15 protein-coding genes are annotated in these 20,548 nt (G+C 45.4%); 6 read left to right on the plus strand and 9 right to left on the minus strand.

All coding sequences use genetic code 11. From position 1 onward, the window contains the following. Positions 1 to 20: 20 nt before the first annotated feature. Genes B9A91_RS09625 through eat form a run of 3 tightly spaced genes read right to left on the minus strand, consistent with a single transcriptional unit; the run spans position 21 to position 3,850 of the window. Positions 21 to 1,169 (minus strand): iron-containing alcohol dehydrogenase, encoded by a 1,149-nt coding sequence (locus B9A91_RS09625; RefSeq protein ID WP_084238121.1) that lies wholly within the window; start codon positions 1,167 to 1,169, stop codon positions 21 to 23. Positions 1,170 to 1,178: 9 nt separating this feature from the next. Then, entirely contained in the window at positions 1,179 to 2,537 is a 1,359-nt protein-coding gene (locus tag B9A91_RS09630) for a glutamine synthetase family protein (protein WP_084238122.1), read from the minus strand. Further along, positions 2,534 to 3,850, minus strand: a complete 1,317-nt coding sequence (gene eat / locus B9A91_RS09635) for an ethanolamine permease (RefSeq protein WP_084238123.1) — start codon at positions 3,848 to 3,850, stop codon at positions 2,534 to 2,536. Before eat ends, B9A91_RS09630 begins: the two co-directional genes overlap by 4 nt. 219 nt (positions 3,851 to 4,069) lie before the next feature. On the opposite strand from eat, the gene nagB reads away from it, so the two are divergent. From nagB to B9A91_RS09650, 3 genes are all read left to right on the plus strand, one after another. Further along, complete coding sequence (nagB, locus tag B9A91_RS09640; RefSeq protein WP_084238124.1) at positions 4,070 to 5,989, plus strand: glucosamine-6-phosphate deaminase; 1,920 nt, start codon at positions 4,070 to 4,072, stop codon at positions 5,987 to 5,989. A gap of 69 nt (positions 5,990 to 6,058) precedes the next feature. Then, a complete protein-coding gene (locus B9A91_RS09645; protein WP_084238125.1) occupies positions 6,059 to 7,216 on the plus strand; it encodes an acyltransferase family protein in 1,158 nt (385 codons plus the stop codon). Between the two features lie 98 nt (positions 7,217 to 7,314). Further along, entirely contained in the window at positions 7,315 to 10,176 is a 2,862-nt protein-coding gene (locus tag B9A91_RS09650) for a M16 family metallopeptidase (protein WP_084238126.1), read from the plus strand. A 10-nt stretch (positions 10,177 to 10,186) separates the two neighbouring features. Here the strand turns inward: B9A91_RS09650 and B9A91_RS09655 are convergent, their stop codons facing one another. After that, positions 10,187 to 11,746, minus strand: a complete 1,560-nt coding sequence (locus tag B9A91_RS09655; RefSeq protein ID WP_084238127.1) for a glycoside hydrolase family 10-like protein — start codon at positions 11,744 to 11,746, stop codon at positions 10,187 to 10,189. Positions 11,747 to 11,929: 183 nt separating this feature from the next. Between B9A91_RS09655 and B9A91_RS09660 the strand changes: the two genes are divergently transcribed. Further along, on the plus strand, positions 11,930 to 12,838 hold the full coding sequence (locus B9A91_RS09660) for a hypothetical protein (RefSeq protein WP_084238128.1): 909 nt from the start codon (positions 11,930 to 11,932) through the stop codon (positions 12,836 to 12,838). Here the strand turns inward: B9A91_RS09660 and B9A91_RS09665 are convergent. The 4 genes from B9A91_RS09665 to B9A91_RS09680 are packed head-to-tail and all read right to left on the minus strand — an operon-like array spanning position 12,830 to position 18,579. Continuing rightward, positions 12,830 to 16,558, minus strand: coding sequence for a sensor histidine kinase (locus B9A91_RS09665; RefSeq protein WP_235012514.1), 3,729 nt, complete (start codon positions 16,556 to 16,558; stop codon positions 12,830 to 12,832). The genes B9A91_RS09660 and B9A91_RS09665 overlap by 9 nt on opposite strands. Positions 16,559 to 16,590: 32 nt before the next feature. After that, on the minus strand, positions 16,591 to 17,469 hold the full coding sequence (gene fabD / locus B9A91_RS09670) for an ACP S-malonyltransferase (protein ID WP_084238130.1): 879 nt from the start codon (positions 17,467 to 17,469) through the stop codon (positions 16,591 to 16,593). 55 nt (positions 17,470 to 17,524) lie between these two features. Continuing rightward, positions 17,525 to 18,157: a GTP cyclohydrolase I FolE gene (gene folE / locus B9A91_RS09675; protein ID WP_084238131.1), complete on the minus strand. Its 633-nt coding sequence runs from the start codon at positions 18,155 to 18,157 to the stop codon at positions 17,525 to 17,527. An 8-nt stretch (positions 18,158 to 18,165) separates the two neighbouring features. Further along, the gene (locus B9A91_RS09680) at positions 18,166 to 18,579 is read right to left on the minus strand and encodes a 6-pyruvoyl trahydropterin synthase family protein (protein WP_084238132.1); all 414 of its coding nucleotides are present in this window, start codon (positions 18,577 to 18,579) and stop codon (positions 18,166 to 18,168) included. 72 nt (positions 18,580 to 18,651) lie between these two features. On the opposite strand from B9A91_RS09680, the gene mqnB reads away from it, so the two are divergent. Beyond that, positions 18,652 to 19,284 (plus strand): futalosine hydrolase, encoded by a 633-nt coding sequence (mqnB, locus tag B9A91_RS09685; protein WP_084238133.1) that lies wholly within the window; start codon positions 18,652 to 18,654, stop codon positions 19,282 to 19,284. 34 nt (positions 19,285 to 19,318) lie between these two features. After that, the gene (locus tag B9A91_RS09690) at positions 19,319 to 20,173 is read left to right on the plus strand and encodes a menaquinone biosynthesis family protein (RefSeq protein WP_084238134.1); all 855 of its coding nucleotides are present in this window, start codon (positions 19,319 to 19,321) and stop codon (positions 20,171 to 20,173) included. Here B9A91_RS09690 and B9A91_RS09695 read toward each other — a convergent pair. Further along, positions 20,170 to 20,547: a hypothetical protein gene (locus B9A91_RS09695; protein ID WP_084238135.1), complete on the minus strand. Its 378-nt coding sequence runs from the start codon at positions 20,545 to 20,547 to the stop codon at positions 20,170 to 20,172. The two genes, B9A91_RS09690 and B9A91_RS09695, sit on opposite strands and share 4 nt — an antisense overlap. Position 20,548 lies beyond the last annotated feature (1 nt).

Consider the following 20,548-nt stretch of genomic DNA (forward strand, 5'->3'; position numbering starts at 1 on the left):
CAATCGCTCTTAACCGCGCTCTAAAGTGCCTTTAGATACAGCTGCTTAAAGTCTTCCCTGCTTACCGGCTTTGGATTGTTGGGATGGGCAAAATCGGCAAGGGCCATGTCTGCCAATTTATCAATATGTTCTGGTTTTACACCTATATCTGAGAGGTGATGTGGAATATTTATTTTGCTGTTCAGGTCGAAAAGGTATTGCACTACGGCTTGTCCCGTCTCTTCTTTAAGCTCCAGTGCCCGCGCTATACGCCTGAACTTATCTTCAAAGCCTGCCACATTGAACTCCATGCCATAAGGAATGTTGACGGCATTGGCCAGGCCATGGTGGGTATCCAGAAGAGAAGAGAGCGGATGGGCAAGGGAATGTACCACACCTAGTCCTTTTTGAAAGGCAATGGCGCCCATCATGGAGGCCATCAGCATTTTGCTGCGGCTCTGCAAATCGGGTTTGTTTACGGCCTGCTCCAGGGCATCCTTAATCAGGGAAATGCCTTCGAGTGCAATCCCATCACACAGGGGATGTGGGTTTTTGGCTAAAAAAGCTTCCATATTATGCGTAAGCGCATCCATTCCGGTAGCGGCGGTAATAAAAGGAGGCAATTCCATGGTCAGCAGCGGATCGGCAAATACAATTTTGGCCATCAGCTTTGGTGAAAAAAGGATTTTTTTCTGATGGGTCTCATCATCGGCAATGATGGCACTGCGGCCCACCTCACTCCCGGTTCCGGCAGTGGTTGGCACAGTGATGAAATGCGGCACTTCATTGGTTACATACACATCGCCGCCTATCAGGTCATCGTATTTAAACAGGTCTGCCCGGTGACTGGTGCGCAGTACGATTGCCCTGGCCACATCCAGCGCAGCGCCTCCGCCTATGCCAATTACACAATCCCTGCCGGTGTCGTCCCAGATTTCGGTTCCTTTATATACATCACTTTTTACCGGGTTTTTATGGATATCACTAAACACCTCGGCAGAGATGCTGCCAGCATGCAGATCGGCAATGATGGTCCTGAAAAAGGGAAGCGCTGCAATGGTCGGATCGGTTACGATCAGTGCCCGTTTCAGTGCGTGCTGCTGCAGGTAAGCTGGCAATTCTTTAATAGCCCCGGCACCAAAACGGATGGTAGTGGGGAAATTGTACTGGTATACTTTATCAAATGTCATACTGGCGCATTATATAATTTCAAAATATCTTTTCAGCTCCCAATCGGTTACTACCCTGGCATACTGCCGCCACTCCCATTCTCTTGTTAACGTAAAATGTTCAACAAACTGATCGCCAAACAGTTCTTTGGCCAATGCAGAAGTTTTCATTCTTTGTGTAGCTTCATGAAGGTTTTGCGGGAGTACCCCATTAGAGAGGTCTCTGTAGCCATTGCCTGTTGTGGCTTCTTTTTCAAGCTTCATATTATGCTGAACACCGTACAGACCCGCAGCAAGGCAGGCAGCCATGGCCAGGTAAGGATTGGTATCGGAGCCCACTACCCGTGTTTCGAGCCTGCTGGCTTTGGCATTGCCGGGCAGGGCCCTTAAGGCAACTGTGCGGTTATCAATACCCCAGGTTAAGGTAGTGGGTGCCCATGCGCCTTCTACCAACCGCTTATAACTGTTGATGGTCGGTGCAATCATGGGCAAAATTTCGGGCAGGCAATGCAGTTGCCCGGCAATATAGCTCTTCATCAGCGCACTCATTTTACGCTCGTCCTTTTCGTCGTGGAATAGGTTCTTTTTAGAACTTTTATCCCATAAGCTCTGGTGCACATGCCCGCTACAGCCCGGAAGGTTTTCACTGATCTTGGCCATAAAGGTGGCCATAAGCCCATGCTTGTAGGCGATTTCCTTTACAGCCGTTTTAAACAGCACGGCCTGGTCTGCCGCTGCCAGGACCCCGGCATATTTAATGGCAGCCTCGTAAACACCAGGGCCGGTTTCGGTATGCAGGCCTTCTATGGGGATGTCAAACCTGCACAGCAGGTCAAAAAGATCGCTCATGTATTCATTCTTCAGCGTACTGCGAAGGATGGAGTAACCAAACATGCCCGGACTGAGCGGGTTGAGCTGGCGGAAATCTTTCTGATTGGCCGTTTCGGGTGTCTCCGCAAAATTGAACCACTCAAATTCCTGGGAAAAATAAGGGGTATAGCCACTGTTCTCTGCATCAACAAGCACCTTTCGGAGCAGCTGGCGCGGACAGGTGTAGGCCGGGCGGTGCTGTTCATCTACAAAATCACCAAGAAAGAAAGGCACATCGTTTTCCCAGGGCACCTTACGGAATGTGGCGGGGTCCAGTTGCACCTGTGCATCGGGATAACCGGTATGCCATCCGGTATATTTAACATTGTCGTAAGCTACGTCGCCCATATCCCAGCCAAAGGTAACGTCGCAAAAGCCCAGCCTCCCTTCAATAACAGACGCAAACTTCTCGGCTGCAATATATTTTCCCCTCAATACGCCGTCAATATCGGCCACGGCCACTTTTACTTTTCCGGATGGGTGTTTCTTTACATAAGCTAAAATTTCTGGTATGGTCATTTGCTACCTGGTTTAAAAATTTTATACAATAAAAAGGTGATGAGCAGGATGGAAAAATAAACAAGGCCCAGTTTAAGGTTAAAAATAAACATGGCCAGTATGGATATTGCTGCAATACCTAGCGAAACTATCGGAAAAACCGGGTAAAAAGGCACTCGGAAAGGGCGATCCAGTAAAGGTTCTTTTTTACGGAGGATGAGGATGGCCAGCATGGCAATAATGTACAGGGTAAGGGCGCCAAATACGGAAATGATGATGATCTCAGCCGTTTTGCCCGATAAGAGGGCCAGGATGCCGATGAGCATATTGCCGATAAGTGCATTGGCCGGGGTATGGAAGCGCGGAGAGATTTTACCGAGAAAAGCAGGGATATGCTCCACCCGGCCCATTTCGTAGGTAGAACGGCCGGCAGCCAGGATAAGCCCATGAAAGGAGGCCACCAGGCCGAACAGCCCGACGGTGATCAGCAGGTGGTACATCATATGGGTGTTGCCGGTTATTTTTGCCAGGGCAAGCGGCAGAGGGGAATCGGAAGTTTCTCCGCTAACCCCGTTTTTATAGACAATAGCTTCCCAGCCTGCAATGCCTGTTGCGGTGACAAAAATGAGCACACACAGAATGGCCAGCGTAAGTATGGCCCAGCCAAAGCCCTTGCTGATGTCTTTCTGGGGGTTTTTGGTTTCTTCGGCTACATTGGCAATGCCTTCTATGCCCAGGAAAAACCAGATGGCAAAAGGGATGGCGGCAAAAATCCCCTGCCAGCCATTGGGGAAAGCATTTTGGGTAAGGTTGGCCAGCTGGAATTTTGGTGCTGCCAGCCCCGAAAATAAAAGCAGCTCGCCCACAGCAAATACGGTAATGACCACCTCGAAGGACGCTGCAGCCTTAACCCCGTAAACATTGAGGGCGGTAAAGACCAGGTAAACAGAGATGGCGCAGGTTAAAATGGGTACTCCCGGAAAAAAGGCATTGAAATAAGCCCCTATGGCAAATGCAATGGCCGGGGGCGCTAAAATGAATTCTACAATCTGGGCGATACCGGCAATGAAGCCTATGTCTTTTCCCATGGCCTTGCTGGCATAGTCGAACACTCCGCCCGCCTTGGGAATGGCACAGGCCAGTTCGGCATAACTAAAGGTAAAAGTAACGTACATGAGCATGATGACGAGCGTGGCAGCGGCCATACCTCCGGTACCGCCCTTTTCCAGGCCAAGGTTCCATCCAAAATACATGCCCGAGATTACATAGCCTACGCCAAGGCCCCATAACATAAAAGGGGTAAGTGTTTTCTTTAAACCTTTATTTTCTGTCATTTGGTTTGGTTGGTTACTTCATTTATAAATATAAAATAAAAATTCTTTAATTTTTTTTACGGAGGCTTCTCATTACTGATCAACCGTTTGCGCAATAGCTTATTTTATGTTCCAGGCGTTTAATTTCGATAATTAAGTGAGATACACTTCTTAAAAAATTTGATAAAGTCGGCAGAGTAGTTATATTTACTGCTCCGTACAAAATTTAAGAACAAACGAATGGCTAGATTAAATCTTCTGGAGGAAACGCGCTTTGAAAAACTGCCTGTTTCTGTCTTTGAAAACCCCAAAGAAGCATCGCTCAGCGTTGCTCAGCGCATCGGGAACCTCATTAAAGAAAAACAAAAAACCAATGCCCATGCAGTTTTAGGCCTGGCTACCGGTGCAACGCCTGTTGCCGTGTATGCTGAACTGGTAAGAATGCACAGGGAAGAGGGATTGAGTTTTAAGAATGTGATCACTTTTAACCTTGACGAGTACTACCCTATGCAGCCTACTGCTGCACAGAGCTATGTGACTTTCATGAACGAAAACCTGTTTGATCACATCGACATCGACAAGAACAATGTAAACATCCCTGATGGAACATTGAGCCTGGAGGAAATCCCTGCATTTTGTCTGGATTATGAGAAGAAGATTGGAGACCTTGGAGGACTGGACATCCAGATCCTCGGTATCGGACGTACAGGTCACATCGGATTCAATGAGCCAGGTTCTGCACCAAACTCAGGTACCCGTTTGGTTACGCTCGACGATCTGACCAGACGTGATGCGGCAAGAGATTTCGGGGGTAAATCTTTTGTACCTACAAAAGCAATCACCATGGGTGTTGGTACCATTTTCAAAGCCAGGGAGATCATCCTGATGGCCTGGAACAAGAAAAAAGCACCTATCATTAAAAAAACAGTTGAAGGCGAGATCTCGAGCGAGGTACCGGCTACTTATTTACAGTTATCGGACAATGTTGAGTTCATCTTAGATAAGGATGCAGCCTCAATGCTGACCCGCTTTGATACGCCATGGCTGGTTAAAGACTGTGTATGGGACGAGAAACTGACCCGCAAAGCGGTGATCTGGCTGGCCAACACACTTAAAAAGCCTGTTCTTAAGCTTACTGAAGACGATTACAACAACAACGGTATGGCACAGCTTGCTGTTGAGCAAGGCCCTGTTTACAACATCAACATCCATATTTTCAATAAATTACAGCACACCATTACTGGATGGCCAGGAGGAAAACCGAATGCCGATGACTCGCAAAGGCCTGAGCGGGCCACACCTGCCAAAAAGCGCTCCATCATTTTCTCACCGCACCCTGATGATGATGTGATCTCTATGGGCGGTACTTTCATCCGCCTGGTAGACCAGAAACACGATGTCCATGTGGCTTACCAGACTTCGGGCAATACCGCTGTATGGGACGATGATGCGCTGCGCTTTGTAGAGTTTAACATCGACTTCTCTGAAAAAATGGGACTGGATGCAGCGCACCTTAAAAAACTGTACCAGGATATGCGTTCTTTTATCGAGAAAAAGCAGCCTAACCAGATTGATACTCCTGAAATTCAAACGGTAAAGGGCTTGATCAGAAAAGGTGAGGCTATTGCCGGTGCACGTTATTGCGGACTGGACGATGACCACATCCACTTTATGGCATTGCCGTTTTATGAAAGCGGAAAAAGCCAGAAAAACCCGGTTACCGACGCCGATGTGGTGCTAACTATGGAATTGCTGCAAAAGGTAAAACCAGAGCAGGTATTTGCCGCAGGCGATTTTGAAGACCCGCATGGCACACATATCGTTTGTTTTAACATTATCCTGGAAGCATTGAGACGTTTGGCTAAAACAGAAGACTGGGTTAAAGATTGCTGGTTATGGATGTACCGCGGTGCATGGCAGGAGTTTGAGACCTACGAAATTGAAATGGCTGTGCCATTGAGCCCTCAGGAAGTGGAAAGAAAGAAATTCGCCATCTTCAAACACCAGTCGCAAAAAGACAGGGCTGTTTTCCCGGGTGATGATGCAAGGGAATTCTGGCAAAGGGCTGAAGACCGGAACAGGGAAACTGCCCAGGCTTACGACAGCTTAGGCCTGGCAGAGTACGAAGCCATGGAAGCTTTTGTACGTTATAAGTTCTAGTTAAATTTATTATATTTATAACCGCTGCCGATTAACCAGGCAGCGGTTTTTTTGTTTAAAAACTCTTTTATGAGCTCATCTTTAAGCGTAACTTCTGCCCCGGCAAGGCTATTGTCACTCGACTTTTTCAGAGGTGCAACCGTAGCCGCTATGATTTTGGTAAACAACCCGGGCGACTGGGGCAATGTTTATGCGCCTTTAAGGCATGCGGAATGGAATGGTTGTACGCCCACCGACCTGATCTTTCCTTTTTTCCTGTTCATTGTAGGGGTATCCATTGCCTATGCCATGGGCAGCAAAAAAACGGATGCCGCAAGTCATGGAAAGACCATTTTAAAAGCATTGAAGCGGGCCCTGATCCTGTTTGGGCTTGGGCTGTTCCTGTCCCTCTATCCAAAAGTATTTACTGAGCCTATCGCCGCGTTTCAGGGGGTAAGGATTCCGGGGGTACTGCAGCGCATTGCCGTTGTTTTCCTGATCTCGTCTGCTATCTTTCTTAAAAATTCGGAGCGGAACATTTTCAGGATTCTGATTGCCCTGCTGGCAGTTTACTGGCTGCTGATGACCTTTGTGCCCGTTCCTGGTGTGGGTTATGCCAACCTGGAAAAAGAAACCAACCTGGGGGCATGGCTGGACAGGACCATACTAACCGAAGCTCATTTATGGAAAGCAGCCAAAACATGGGACCCAGAAGGTATTTTGAGCACCATGCCTGCAGTAGCTACCGGCCTGTTCGGCGTACTGGTTGGGGTATATTTAAAACGTAGGGATGTAGATGCAGCCACGAAAATTAGCTGGCTCTTTTGTACAGGAACTGCCGCAGTAGCCCTGGGGCTGCTCTGGGACTTGCAATTCCCCATCAACAAGGCCTTATGGACCAGCTCATTTGTACTTTATACTGGCGGCCTGGCTACCATCATCCTATCTTTCTGCTACTGGATCATCGACGTGCAGCAATACAACCGCTTTACCAAACCTTTTGTGGTGTATGGTGTAAATGCCATCACTGTTTTCTTTTTATCGGGGCTGATCCCACGTACACTTCGCATGTTTACGGTAAAGGCCGCGGATGGTTCGGAAATAAACCTGCAGGCCTGGTTGTACTCGGGCTTTGAATCCTGGCTCTCCCCCATCAATGCCTCGCTGGCCTGGGCTATCGCGTTTATCCTGTTCTGGCTGCTGATCCTTTGGGTGATGTACAAGAAAAAGATCATCATTAAAGTTTAAATTGCCAGAAGTGATATTCGCATATCACTGTTAAATTATGTTAAAAAACCATCTACCCTACGAACCCATTCGTAGTTTTGAACAAACTAACTCTTATTATGAAAAGACATTTTAACGCCCTTTGCATAGGGCTTGCAGCAGCGGTAGTCTTCAACACGCCTGCCTTTGCGCAAAAGAAAACTGCAGCGGCCAAAAAGCCAGCGCAAAGTACCGCAAAAATTGCGGGAACGGTGATCCCCAACGACCCGAATGTAAAAATAGGCAAGCTGGCCAATGGCCTGACCTACTACATCCGTAAAAACTCGGAGCCAAAGCTACGGGCAGAGCTATACCTGGCTACAAGAATAGGCTCATTGATGGAGAACGATGACCAGCAGGGACTTGCGCACTTTACTGAGCACATGGCATTTAATGGCACCAAAGATTTTCCTAAGAATGAGATCATCAATTATTTGCAGAAAGCGGGTGTGCGCTTTGGGGCCGACCTGAATGCCTATACTGGCTTTGACCAGACCGTTTACCAGCTGCCCATCCCTACTGATAGTGCAGCCGTATTTAAAACAGGTTTTAAAATACTGGCCAACTGGGCCGGTAAAATTGTAATGGAAGGTGAGGAAATTGATAAAGAGCGTGGCGTTATTGTAGAAGAAGACAGGCAGCGTGGTAAAAATGCTCAGGAACGCATGAGCAAACAGCTGCTGCCGGTATTGTTGAAGGGCTCCCGCTATGCCAATCGCCTGCCGATTGGAAAACTGGATATCCTGCATTCTTTTACTCACGATAAGATCCGTAACTTTTACAAAGACTGGTACAGGCCAAATCTGCAGGCGGTAATTGCCGTAGGCGATTTTGACGTAAATGAGGTTGAGCAATTGATTAAAGACAATTTTTCTGGCCTCAGCAACCCGGCAAACCCAAGGCCCCGCCCTTCTTATGACCTGCCCGACAATAAGGAGCCACTGGTTAAGATCATTACCGATCCGGAACAGCAGTACAATGTTGCACAGATCATGTATAAACAACGTGGTGGGATGTTAAAAACAACGGCAGACTATAAAAAAAGCATGCTGTACAACATGATCAACAGTATGCTGGGCGCCCGCATACAGGAAATCATGCAAAAAGACAATGCGCCATTTATACAGGCCCAGAGTGGATATGGAGCGTACCAGGGCGGACTGGTTCCCGGCATCAATGCTTTTCAATCGGTAGCGGTATCCACATCGGGTGCTACACTGGAAAAGGCATTTACAGCTGTACTGGCCGAGAACGAACGCATGAGCAAGTATGGGTTTGTGCAGTCCGAACTGGAGGTTGCCCGCAAAAACATCCTTGCAGGCAATGAAAAACGATTAAAAGAAAAAGATAAGACCTCTTCTTCTTCATTTGTACAGAAATACCTGAACAATTTCCTTACCGGCACCAGCATTCCATCTACAGAATATGCTTACGAGCTGACCAAAAAGACATTGGACGAAATTACGCTGGCAGAGGTGAATGCCCTGGCAAAAACACTGATCACCAAAGAAAACCAGATCATTATAGTACAGGCTCCTGAAAAAGAAAAAGCAAGTTTGCCTACAGAGGCCCAGCTACTTGCTGCTTTAAAAAATGCCGCAAATAATGTTGCCGCGTATGTAGACAATACGGTAAACAAACCTTTGCTGGAGCAAAAACCCGTAGCCGGAAAGATTGTAAAAGAGGAAAAAATGGATCAGATAGGCGTTACAGGCCTGGTCCTGAGCAATGGCATCAGGGTATTGCTTAAACCTACAGATTTCAAGAACGACCAGATCATTTTCAGCTCATACGCCAAAGGAGGAACCTCGGTGGCTACAGATGCCAACTTCCGGTCGGCCGAAGCAGCAGGCCTGATTGCAGAGAGCGGCGTGGGCGACTTTAACCCTACTCAATTGAATAAGCTGCTTGCTGGAAATACAGGACGCGCAGGTGCCTATGTCAGCGATCTGTATCAGGGTTACAGCGGAAGTGCGTCTCCTAAAGATCTGGAAACGGCTTTCCAGATGATCTATGCCTATGCCAACAATCCGCGCAAGGATGCTGAGCTGTTCAATAAAAACATCAGCGACTATAAAGTAGTACTGGCCAACAAAAGTGCCAATCCGGAAAGCGTTTTTGGCGACACCGTACAGGCCGTTATGTCTTCTTACCATAAGCGGGCTATGCCTACAAACCTGTCCGACCTGGATAAAATATCTTTAGACGAGGCCTTTAATTTTTACAAAGCGCGCTTTGCCGACAACAGCGGTCAAAATTTTGTGTTCGTAGGTAATTTTACCCTGGAAAGCATCAAACCTTTGATTGAGACTTATATTGCCAGTTTGCCTGCCCAGAACAAGGCCGAGAATTTTGTTGACCTTGGCATATACCCGCCAAAAGGAAAAGTGAGCAAAACCGTTTATAAAGGCCTTGAAGATAAAGCCGAAGTACAGTTGTACATTCATGGCGACTATGAGTACAGCGCACAGACCAATGTACAGATGGAAGCAGTTAAGGTGGCCCTGGAAAATAAAATTCTGGAGCGCCTGCGGGAAAAAGAAAGCGGGGTTTATAGTCCGCAGGTAGGCCTTAGCCTGAGCAAATATCCTAAGGCACACTACTATTTCACCATTTCCTTTAGCTGTGCAACAGCAAACGTAGAAAAGCTGATTGCTGCAGCACTGGACGAGGTGAAGCAGATCAAAGACAAAGGCGCTACAGCGGATGACATCAGCAAGTTCAAATCAGAAGAACAACGCCAGGTAGAGCTTAGTCTACGCGACAATAACTTCTGGCTGAACTACCTGAGCGGCCGCTTAAAGAATGATGAAGACCTGGCACAGGTACTTTCCCTTAAAAAGCGACTGGATAGCGTTACCGTTGAAAGTTCTAAAGCTACTGCACAGCAATACCTGAATGAAGACAATTACATTCGCCTGGTATTGATGCCACAAAAATAAACGGCCGGTTCTACTCGGCGCTGGCGAGCTCTTTGGTCTGGATACCTACCGGACCACTGGGCTCGCTTTCGTTTTTAAGCCTGTCGAGCGCAGTAACCAGGTAATTGTACCTTTTCCCTTTCTCTACAGCGGTATCTATAAAGCTTGGGAAATCCTCAAAACTAATCCTGAGGATATTCTTTGCATTCAGGATATCAATCTTCTCTCCCTCATTAAAACGGTAGATCACGTAACCCGATGCGGTTTCTCCATCGCTGGCTTTTAAAGGACGTTCCCATTTCAGGTGTACGCCATCGGCATGTGCCTCTGCCGTCAGGTTAAGGGGCTGATTGGGTACAATTTCGTCCAGCCAGGGCATTTGTGGCGGCAAGGCCGGATATTTATAATAATTGTTTTTTAAGGAATCGCCCAAAGCCCGGGCAATAGTAGAGAAAGACTTGGAGCTAAAGAACACGCTGCCCTGTATGCGGTTACTCTCCCTGATGTGCCTGATCTGGTTGGGGATCTGGTCTGGAAAGGCCCAAGCTGCTTCTTTGCGCGATGTGCCATTGTGGATCAGGTAAGCGCCATGGCCAACATAAACGTGCCTGCCAAAGGCGTTGTTGGTCCACCAGTCTGATATTACCCCAAAAGGTGCGGCGCGGCGTGTAAAGCTAAAATAAATCTGTGGGTTGATATAGTCAACCCAGCCTTCCTGCACCCACTTTCTGGAATCGGCGTAAAGTTCTGAATAGTTGGACAAACCATTTGTTGCCGAGCCCTGGCTATCTTCAGATTGATTTTTCCAGATGCCAAAAGGGCTTACCCCAAATTTAACGTACTTTTTGTAATGGTGAATGCTATCGTCGAGCTGTTTGATCAGCATATCTACATTGTTCCGCCGCCAGTCGGAAATATTGGCGAAGCCATTGCCGTACTTATTAAAGGTTGCCGCATCGTTAATGGTTTGGCCGGCAATTTTATAAGGATAGAAATAATCGTCAAAATGAATCCCATCTACATCGTACCCTTTCACTACGTCCAGAATTACCTGCACAATGTATTCGCGCACTTCGGGAATTCCCGGATCGAACTGCTTTTTCCCACCATACACAAAGAAAAGGTCTGGCCGTTTGCGGGTCATATGATCGGGGCTAACTACAGCATTGGCACTCATGGTTGCACGATAAGGGTTAAACCAGGCATGCAGTTCCATACCCCGGGAATGGGCTTCCTTAATGGCAAATGCAAGTGGGTCGTAACCTGTGGCAGGGGCCAGCCCCTGTCGGCCCATCAGCCATTGGCTCCAGGGCTCTCTTGATTTCGCATAAAACGCATCTGCAGCTGGTCTGACCTGCAAAATAATGGCATTCATGCCATTAGCTTTATGTTGTTCCAGGAGACCTATCAACTCTTGTTTTTGCTGATCAATGCTTAACCCTGGCTTGGACGGCCAATCAATATTTGCAACAGTTGCAACCCATACACCCCGAAATTCTCTTTTTGGAGCAATTTTTGATGGGGATTGTGCTATTAGGGAAATAGGGGTTATTAATATTGATAATAGTGCATAGATTATAGTTTTGAACATTTTTTGTAATTAGAATAGCTTAAAATCTGGTTTTCATTTGTTGTTTTCAGTATACAATACAGTAACTGGCTCAAGCAATTAAACGATTTTTTTTTAAGTCTCATACAAATTGAATGTTTTTTTACCTAATCCTGCCATTTACTCCCTCCCTTTTTTACTGTTTTTGAGATTTAGAACCAGAAAATGTCAGACCAAAAGGATATAATAAATAAGGGCGATCGCAATAAAATTTATTTTTTAATTGTGGTTATCGCTGCGTTATTAGGTACCAACCTTTATTTATATGTTAAAGACCAGCAACAGAGCGAACGCTTTGTTACCGTAAACACCGAAAAAGACCGCTTAAAACTTGAGGTAGAGAAAATTGAAGTAGAGCTGGATAAGGCAAACAACCTGAACCTGGTATTGAGCGAGAAGCTGCAGGAAGAACAAAAGCTGGCCCGTTTAAAAATTGCTGAACTAAAACTGGCCCTTCAAAAAGGGGTGTTGACTGAAGGAAAGCTGGCTGAAGCCCAAAAAGATGTTATGGAGCTAAGGACATTTGTGAAAAATTACAGCGAACAGGTTTCTCTGCTGGAAAAAGAGAATGCAGCCCTTAAAAACCAGCGCGACAGTTTAAAGGAGTTTGCCAATGCTGAAAGCCGCAAAGCCGAAGAACTTGCAAAAAAGAATGCCGAACTAAATGCCAAAGTAAAAACAGGGGCTTCCTTAAAAGCAAACAATGTGTACATTATTGCCTATAAGGTGAAAAGTAATGGAAAAAACATAGAAGTAACACGGGCAAGCACAGCCAAAAAACTAAGTGTTAAATTCGGTATTGTACCTAACCCGCTTGCCGAAAAAAATTACCATAAAATTTACCTGCGTATTTTTGACCCTGCGGGTAATCTGGTTGCAGATGAGAACAATATGTTTGAGGCAGATGGCCAGGAAATGCAGTACACTTCGTCTACTTCCATCTCTTATAACGACGACAATACTTCTTATACGATGGAATGGGTTAATCCAGGTGATTTCATAAAAGGAACTTATTCCATTATTCTGTACACAGATGGTTTTACAATGGGTAAAGCCTCAATTACCTTACGATAAAGGAAAGCTCAGGTAGAACGTAGTTCCTACATCTGCTGACGATTTAAAATCAACCGTACCTCCGGCGTTTTCTACTGCCTGTTTAACAAATGCAAGCCCTAGGCCGGTACCGGATGATTTTGTGGTAAAATTAGGTACAAATATCTTATCCTGCAGGTAAGGGTCTATTCCCTTGCCATTGTCTTCTACCTCAATAAACACATGTGTTTCGTTGTGTACAATCCTGATCTTGATCACACACCTGTTGTTGGCATTACCGGCTTCGATACCATTTTTGAGCAGGTTGTTAAAGGTACGCAGCAGCTGATCTTTATCGCCAAGGACAGTCACATCCCTGCCTGCGTGATTGAAAATATAGATCTCGGCATCTTCTGCATTGGTAAAAACATCCCTGGCCTGTTCAATGATGGGCAAAAGCTGTAGCTTTTCGAGCTTGGTATCCGGCATTTTCGCAAAGTTGGAGAACTCAGAAGCAATGGTAGAAAGGCTGTCGATCTGCTCTATAAACGATTTATTAAAGCGCTCAAACTTTTTCTCGAAATTGGGGTCTTTTTCTCTCCAGGACTTCTCCAGCAACTGCACGCCCAATTTTAGCGGGGTTAGGGGGTTTTTAATCTCATGTGCTACCTGCTTGGCCATTTCGCGCCATGCGCTTTCGCGCTCTGACCTGGCCAGCTTGGCGGCGCTTTCCTCCAAAGCAGAGATCATCTTATTGTACTCCTTTATTAAAGAGCCGATCTCATCGTGCCGCGACCATTGTATCGGCTGGTTCTTTTGCCCCAGTTTGGTTTTACGGATACTGTCTTGTATAAAGGTAAGCGGACTGGTAATCTGGTTGGCCAGGAAAACAGCAAGGATACCGATTGCAACAAACACCAGGGCGTAAATGTTGATCAGCGTATTGATGAACAGCCCGATTTTACTCTGATAATCTGCTTCATTGGCATAATAAGGCAGACCAATATAAGCAACGGTCTTATTCAATGAATTTTTTATCGGGGCATAGGCCGAAGCATATATAAAGTTCTCGCCAATGTGCTCCGTAGGATTAATGTACTCCGATTTTTGTTGTATTTTGAGGTTGATGTAAGCTTCAGGTCCTATTTTCCTGCCTATGATCCCATAATCGTACAATTTAGGCAAAGAAGTAAAGCGCAGATCGCCATTGACATCAAACAGGTTCAGGTAAGTGGCATTGATGTTGGCAAACTGGTTAAAATCTGCATTGGCCTGGTCGCTAACCTCTGGGATTCCCCCTGTACTGAAAATCTGCTTTTCATAAGACATCTGTACTTTCCGGATTTTCTCCTTGATAAAATTCTCCTGTTGCTTGCGGTATTCTTCCCGGATGTAAAAATAGGTTGTCCAGCCAACGATCAGCAATGTGGCCACTACCGACAAAACGATTGAGAATTGGATGCGGGTTTTATAAAGGATTTTGTTAGCGTTGATCATCAGCGAGCGATTGATATTAAACCAACTTCCCCAGCTTTCATCGATATTTTTAAGCAGCCAGATCAGCGCATACAGGGTAATGGAAAAGATGATAAAGACGAGAAAGAAAAAGGACAATGTAGCCAGCCTGGTCACATAAGACACCTTTTCCTTGCTGATCACGATCATTTTATTGCTGGCAGGCATGTACACCAGGTGGGTATAGTTCAGCGTATCGCTAACAATCTCCCCTTTTCCAACGGAACCCTTAAAATCGGTACTGGCAAGCTTATAGGTAAACTTGCCCGACTGGTTGATCAGTTTTCCTGAATTGTAAAAAGCAAAGGAATAATTGCTGTAATCGTCTTCGCTTTTAATCTTACCATCAGCCAGTATTTCGGGCAGCTGACTGTTGTAATTGTATTGCGGTGATTTAAGGTCGATGACCAACGTACCGCGGATCCTGTTGTCAACAAATATGGGAATGATCCCAAAGTAGTTCTGATACCCGAAAGTATAGTTGAGCCTGTAAAAGAAATTGGATTCCGGAACTTTAACGGAACCCGATTTAACCAGGTCTTTGTAATAGCTTAATGCAACTGATTTTTCATTGGAAATGATCGAGTCGCTGTCGTTAAACTCATATAAATTGTATTCGAACTGAGTAAGGTAGCCTCCCAGCAATATCTTATTGACGTGTTTATGTAAATCAAAAGTGGATTCCAATATTGCCGGCTGCTTGAAATATTCGGCAATAAAAGCATCCGTTGAAACGGCCTTCTCCAGGCTTTCAATGGAGCTGATAACTTTGGGATCGTCTGTAGAACCCAGTTTCTGTGCGATATTGTACCTTTTTTCCTTCTCTTTAAAATCTGTGAACCTCAGGTATTTAATGGAAGTAATGAAGGCAAGGCAAAAGAACAGGGCCGCAAATATGCCTATAGAGAACTTTTTATTCCTGATGTAGATGTTCCATGCCATGATAAAAATGAACAGTGCATAAGCGATAAAAAATATGCTGAAGCCTGTTGCTATGCGGTAAAGCAGGTAAACAAAAAATGCTGCAAGGAAAAGGATCAGCCGTTCGCGGTTGTTTACATTCAACTGCAGGGTCTGCTGCATGAATATATTCCCTATAAGGTACATATTGAACCACGCAAGGCATAAAATGATGATACTTACCCAGCTGATCCAGCCCAGGTTAATGATATTGGTGATATTGAAGTTTATTTTCGAGTTTTTGATAAAGCCAAAAAATACCTGGTCAAACAAAAAGGCCAGACCACTAAATACAATCAGCAATAACAAATGAAAAACAAGTCCACCGGCTTTACTGCTTTTAATCCATTCAGGCGCCCTATACTTATCGCTGTAGGTGTACATGAACAAGACCACCCAGGTAATGGCAATTACATTGAGCAGAAAATCACCCAGGGAAGGCAGGAAAAAGCTTTCCCCAAAAATTGTGGGGCTAAATATCTGCAGGTTGAACTGATGGTTAAACCAGCCGTATTCCAGATCTGTAATCCTGATGGCCAGGAAAAAAACAATCAGCAATAGCGTCCCCGCAACCGGTCGGCCGCCTTTTGCCAGCCATGCAGAAAGGGAGTTGAAGAATAAACAGAAACTAAAAAGCCCGATGATCCAAAGCCAGACTTCTATTGTAGCATAAATGCCCCTGGAGTAGCCCTGTTTTAATTTAACCTCAAATAGGGGTTCGCCTTTTATGGTCCTGATGCCATAAACATCCCTGTCGGGATAACTGGCAAGCGACAAGGAATTGGCAGGACAGAGGTGTTTTGAAATGGTATTTTCGAGGTATTGGTTCTGGATGTCGAACTGGCTTTTGACATCTATCAGAAAAACGAGTGTGTAGCTGCCTGCCTTTTTTTTGATGACCTCATACGAGCCATTACGGAGTACTACAAACGAGGAGCCTTCTTTTATGTTTTCGGGATTGGATGGAAATGCCCTGAATGAGCTCCAGAACTTAAGTTCATCATCCTGATATACCAGAATATTGATGCCCTGACCACGGTAAGCTTTAATGAAAGAAAGGCCAAAATTCTCGTTCAGGTGATAGCTTTTTGCATTTTCTACCTGCTTGGGGTCGGATAAGAAATTATAAACGATCTGCTCTTTTGCATCCAGGTTTTTCTGAAGCTGATGTGCTTCATAACTGAGCAGCTCTTTCTTGGTAATAGAATGCCTTAAAGATAAAGCAGTAACAATACAACAAGCGCCCAGTATCAATAAAAGAAATCGTATTTTACCTCTTATACCCACGCTTGTTGTATTTTATATGTTCATTTCATGGATCAGGCAGTGGCGGAACTGGTCTGCACGGTCCTGCTTACTTTTTTTACCAGACCTTGTAGTACATTTCCCGGGCCAACTTCGATAAATTCATCAGCACCATCTGCAATCATACGCTCAACAGTCTGCGTCCACCGCACAGCACCGGTTAACTGCGTGATCAGGTTTGCTTTTATTTTTTGAGGATCGGTATTCGGTTGTGGATCAACATTCTGATAAATAGGACACACGGGCGACTGAATACTCACTTTTTCTATGGCTTCCTGAAGCTCTACCCTTGCCGGCTCCATTAAAGGCGAGTGAAAAGCACCGCCTACATTTAGTTTCAATGCACGCTTTGCTCCGGCCTCTGTTAGTTGCTGACAAGCCAGGTCAACCCCTTCAATACTCCCTGAAATTACGATCTGTCCGGGGCAATTGTAATTGGCGGCAACCACAACGGCATCAATACCTGCACAAACATTTTCAACGACCTCGTTTTCCAGGCCCAGAATGGCTGCCATTGTAGATGGCTGCAGTTCGCAAGCCTTTTGCATGGCATTTGCACGTGTAATCACCAACCTTAGCCCGTCTTCAAAAGAAAGTGCATTGGCTGCAACCAGCGCAGAGAACTCTCCCAGAGAATGTCCTGCTACCATATCGGGCTTAAACTCAGCCCCCAATGTTTTTGCAAGGATTACAGAATGCAAAAATATGGCTGGCTGGGTAACTTTTGTCTGTTTCAACTCCTCATCGGTACCCGAAAACATGATGTCGCTGATGCGAAATCCAATGATCTCATTTGCCTTTTCAAATAAGGCCCTGGCAACTTCATTTTCGTAAAGTTCCTTACCCATGCCCGAAAACTGGGCACCCTGCCCCGGAAAAATATATGCTTTCATTTATTTACTGTTTTAAAACTCAGGAGTAAAACTCCCATAATGCTATTTTATGCTATTAATGCAGGTTTGCTGTAATGAGCCTCAAAAACTCGGCCCTGGTTTTATCCTTTGCAAATTCACCGGTAAATGCGGAAGTCGTGGTTACAGAATTTTGCTTCTGTATGCCTCTCATGGCCATGCACAGGTGTTTGCATTCAATTACCACTGCCACACCCGCCGGCATTAATGTATCCTGGATACAATCGCGGATTTCATTGGTTAAACGCTCCTGTACCTGCAGCCTTCGTGCAAAGGCATCTACTATCCTTGGGATTTTGCTTAAGCCAACGATATGCCCGTTAGGAATATAAGCCACATGAGCCTTGCCAAAAAAAGGCAGCATGTGGTGTTCACACATAGAAAAAACCTCTATGTCTTTTACGACTACCATCTGGCTGTAATCCTCTTTAAACATCGCTGAGCGCAATATCCCGGCAGGATCTACATCGTATCCATGCGTAAGGTACTGTAAGGCTTTAGCCACGCGTTCAGGTGTTTTTATCAGGCCTTCACGTTCCGGGTTTTCTCCAAGCTGACCAAGGATGTCCTTATAATGATCTGCAACAGCAGCTATTTTACCTTCGTTATAACGGTCTATTTTAATGTACCCGTTATCTTCATCATCTAAATGATTTGTGTGATTATCCATATGTACAATTAATGACCAAAATATTCAACAAAGTTATTTTCGGTCTCGTAAATTTTTATGCTGTGCAGTTGTGCACCGGATTCTGCGATCAGGTTTACCAATTCGTCCCAGATGGCTACAGCCAGGTTCTCTGTAGAGGCCAGTTTGCCCTTCATAAAATCGACATCAAGGTTCAGGTTCTTATGGTCAATTTTATCAACCACATAAGTATTGGTAATGTCTTTAAGCCATTTAAGATCTACCAGGAAGCCAGTTTCGGGATTGATCTCGCCCTTAACGGTTACATACAACTGGTAGTTGTGGCCATGCCAGTTGGGGTTAGCACATTTGCCATAAACTTCTGTATTTTGTGCTTCGGTCCAGTCGGGCCTCGATAATTTATGTGCAGCGTTAAATGATGCTTTTCTGGTTATATAAATCATGCTCTGTTATATTATTGACAAATATACGCAGAAAGGTTAAAGTAGAAAGGTTAAATCTCTAACTTAGCTGGTATGAAGATTCTTTTGGTTGCCGCCACCTGGCCGGAAATAGCACCGCTGGCCGCTCACTTTCAAGTGCCTGAAAAGGATTTTGTCAAAACTGAGCACTTTGATTTGCTGGTTACAGGCGTTGGCATGACCGCCACCGCATATGCCCTGGGCAAACATCTTTCCAGCAACTATAAGCTTGTGCTGAACCTCGGAATCGCAGGCTCTTTTGACCGCAGCATTCCGCTGGGGACAGTGCTGAACATCAGCAGCGACGAATTTGCTGAGCTCGGGGCAGAGAACAGGGCTGAATTTCTGAGTATTGATGAGCTGGGCTTTGGCAGGGCGGGATATACGGCGGTCAACAACCTGCTTCATGAGGATGTGAACAAACTCCAGAAAGTAAAGGGCATTACCGTAAACCGTGTACATGGTGATGCTGCAAGTATTGAACGGATTATAGCACAATGTAACCCTGTAACAGAAAGCATGGAAGGTGCCGCTGTACTTTATTGCTGTCATGAGGCCGCTTTGCCCTGCCTGCAGATCAGGGCCATTTCCAATTATATAGAACCCCGAAATAGAGAGAACTGGCAGATTGGCCTGGCCATTAAAAACCTGAATGAATGGGCTATTGGATTTTTGACAAATACATAACCAACAGTTTTTAGCGAGTCCTTACATTTACAGCATGAAACTTAGCCTTGGTTTTTCACCCTGCCCAAACGACACCTTTATTTTTGATGCGCTGATCCACCATAAGATCGACACGGAAGGTTTAGAATTTGAAGTCTTTTTTGACGATGTGGAAACTTTGAACCAAAAAGCGTTTCGCGGGGAGCTGGACATTACAAAACTAAGCTTCCATGCTTTTGCCTATGTACATGGGCAATATGCACTGCTTGATTCAGGAAGCGCGCTGGGATTTGGTGTAGGCCCTTTGCTGATTTGCCACAACGAAAGTCTTGCTGCCAATAAAGATCATTTAAGCCCCGTTCTAAAGGTTGGCATCCCCGGCCGGTATACCACCGCAAATTTCCTGTTGGGTATTGCTTTCCCCCATTTGACAAACAAACAGGAAATGGTTTTCTCAGAAATAGAAAGTGCTTTATTGGAAGACACGATTGATCTGGGCTTAATCATTCACGAGAACAGGTTCACCTATGCTGATAAAGGCCTGCATAAAGTGATAGATCTGGGGAATTACTGGGAAGAAAAAACCGGCTGTGCCATTCCCCTTGGCGGGATCGTAGTTAACCGCAGGCTAGACCAGGAGACAAAAGAAAAAGTAAACAGGTTAGTCAGAAAGTCTGTTGAATTCGCCTTCGCCAATCCCAAATCGGGCATTGAGTTTATCCGGCAGCATGCCCAGGAAATGAGTGAAGAGGTAATGTACAGGCACATCGAACTTTATGTAAACAAATACAGCATTGAACTGGGAATGGAAGGAAGAAAAGCGATAGATGTGCTGTTTGAAATGGCCAGAAAAAAAGGCCTGATCCCTGTGGCTGAGCAGGATATTTACCTGACAAGCCCGGTTCTTTAATTGCAGGGGCCGTCAGGAATTTCTTTGGTGATCTTTAGTAATTTAGTTACTACCATCGTCGAATCAAAATCGGCGGACATACTTAAACTATCCGACTTAATGGCATGTGCCTCTGCTTCAATATAAACAGGCTCATAGGGTTTTTCAAAATTAAAATTGCTGTAAGCCAGTTCCAACGTCTTTGCGCTATCGGCCACCCAATACTCGGTACCTTCCTCACAATCGGTAAAAGACTTCAATTCAGGACCAAAACTGTATAAACCTTTTATAACACGGGTATTGCCCTTTTTTGTTTCTGCAGGTCGGGGATTACATGCCATTGCAGTAACAGCAAGGGCTATTGTTAAAAATAGCAGGCTTTTAAATATATTCATG

The organism is Pedobacter africanus, from assembly GCF_900176535.1.
GTDB classification, from domain to species: Bacteria; Bacteroidota; Bacteroidia; order Sphingobacteriales; family Sphingobacteriaceae; genus Pedobacter; species Pedobacter africanus.

Excerpts from the sequence above, each read along its gene's own strand:
- B9A91_RS09625 (WP_084238121.1), bottom strand. The coding sequence starts at position 1,169 with ATGACATTTGATAAAGTATACCAGTACAATTTCCCCACTACCATCCGT.
- B9A91_RS09630 (WP_084238122.1), bottom strand. The coding sequence starts at position 2,537 with ATGACCATACCAGAAATTTTAGCTTATGTAAAGAAACACCCATCCGGA.
- eat (WP_084238123.1), bottom strand. The coding sequence starts at position 3,850 with ATGACAGAAAATAAAGGTTTAAAGAAAACACTTACCCCTTTTATGTTA.
- nagB (WP_084238124.1), top strand. The coding sequence starts at position 4,070 with ATGGCTAGATTAAATCTTCTGGAGGAAACGCGCTTTGAAAAACTGCCT.
- B9A91_RS09645 (WP_084238125.1), top strand. The coding sequence starts at position 6,059 with ATGAGCTCATCTTTAAGCGTAACTTCTGCCCCGGCAAGGCTATTGTCA.
- B9A91_RS09650 (WP_084238126.1), top strand. The coding sequence starts at position 7,315 with ATGAAAAGACATTTTAACGCCCTTTGCATAGGGCTTGCAGCAGCGGTA.
- B9A91_RS09655 (WP_084238127.1), bottom strand. The coding sequence starts at position 11,746 with ATGTTCAAAACTATAATCTATGCACTATTATCAATATTAATAACCCCT.
- B9A91_RS09660 (WP_084238128.1), top strand. The coding sequence starts at position 11,930 with ATGTCAGACCAAAAGGATATAATAAATAAGGGCGATCGCAATAAAATT.
- fabD (WP_084238130.1), bottom strand. The coding sequence starts at position 17,469 with ATGAAAGCATATATTTTTCCGGGGCAGGGTGCCCAGTTTTCGGGCATG.
- folE (WP_084238131.1), bottom strand. The coding sequence starts at position 18,157 with ATGGATAATCACACAAATCATTTAGATGATGAAGATAACGGGTACATT.
- B9A91_RS09680 (WP_084238132.1), bottom strand. The coding sequence starts at position 18,579 with ATGATTTATATAACCAGAAAAGCATCATTTAACGCTGCACATAAATTA.
- mqnB (WP_084238133.1), top strand. The coding sequence starts at position 18,652 with ATGAAGATTCTTTTGGTTGCCGCCACCTGGCCGGAAATAGCACCGCTG.
- B9A91_RS09690 (WP_084238134.1), top strand. The coding sequence starts at position 19,319 with ATGAAACTTAGCCTTGGTTTTTCACCCTGCCCAAACGACACCTTTATT.
- B9A91_RS09695 (WP_084238135.1), bottom strand. The coding sequence starts at position 20,547 with ATGAATATATTTAAAAGCCTGCTATTTTTAACAATAGCCCTTGCTGTT.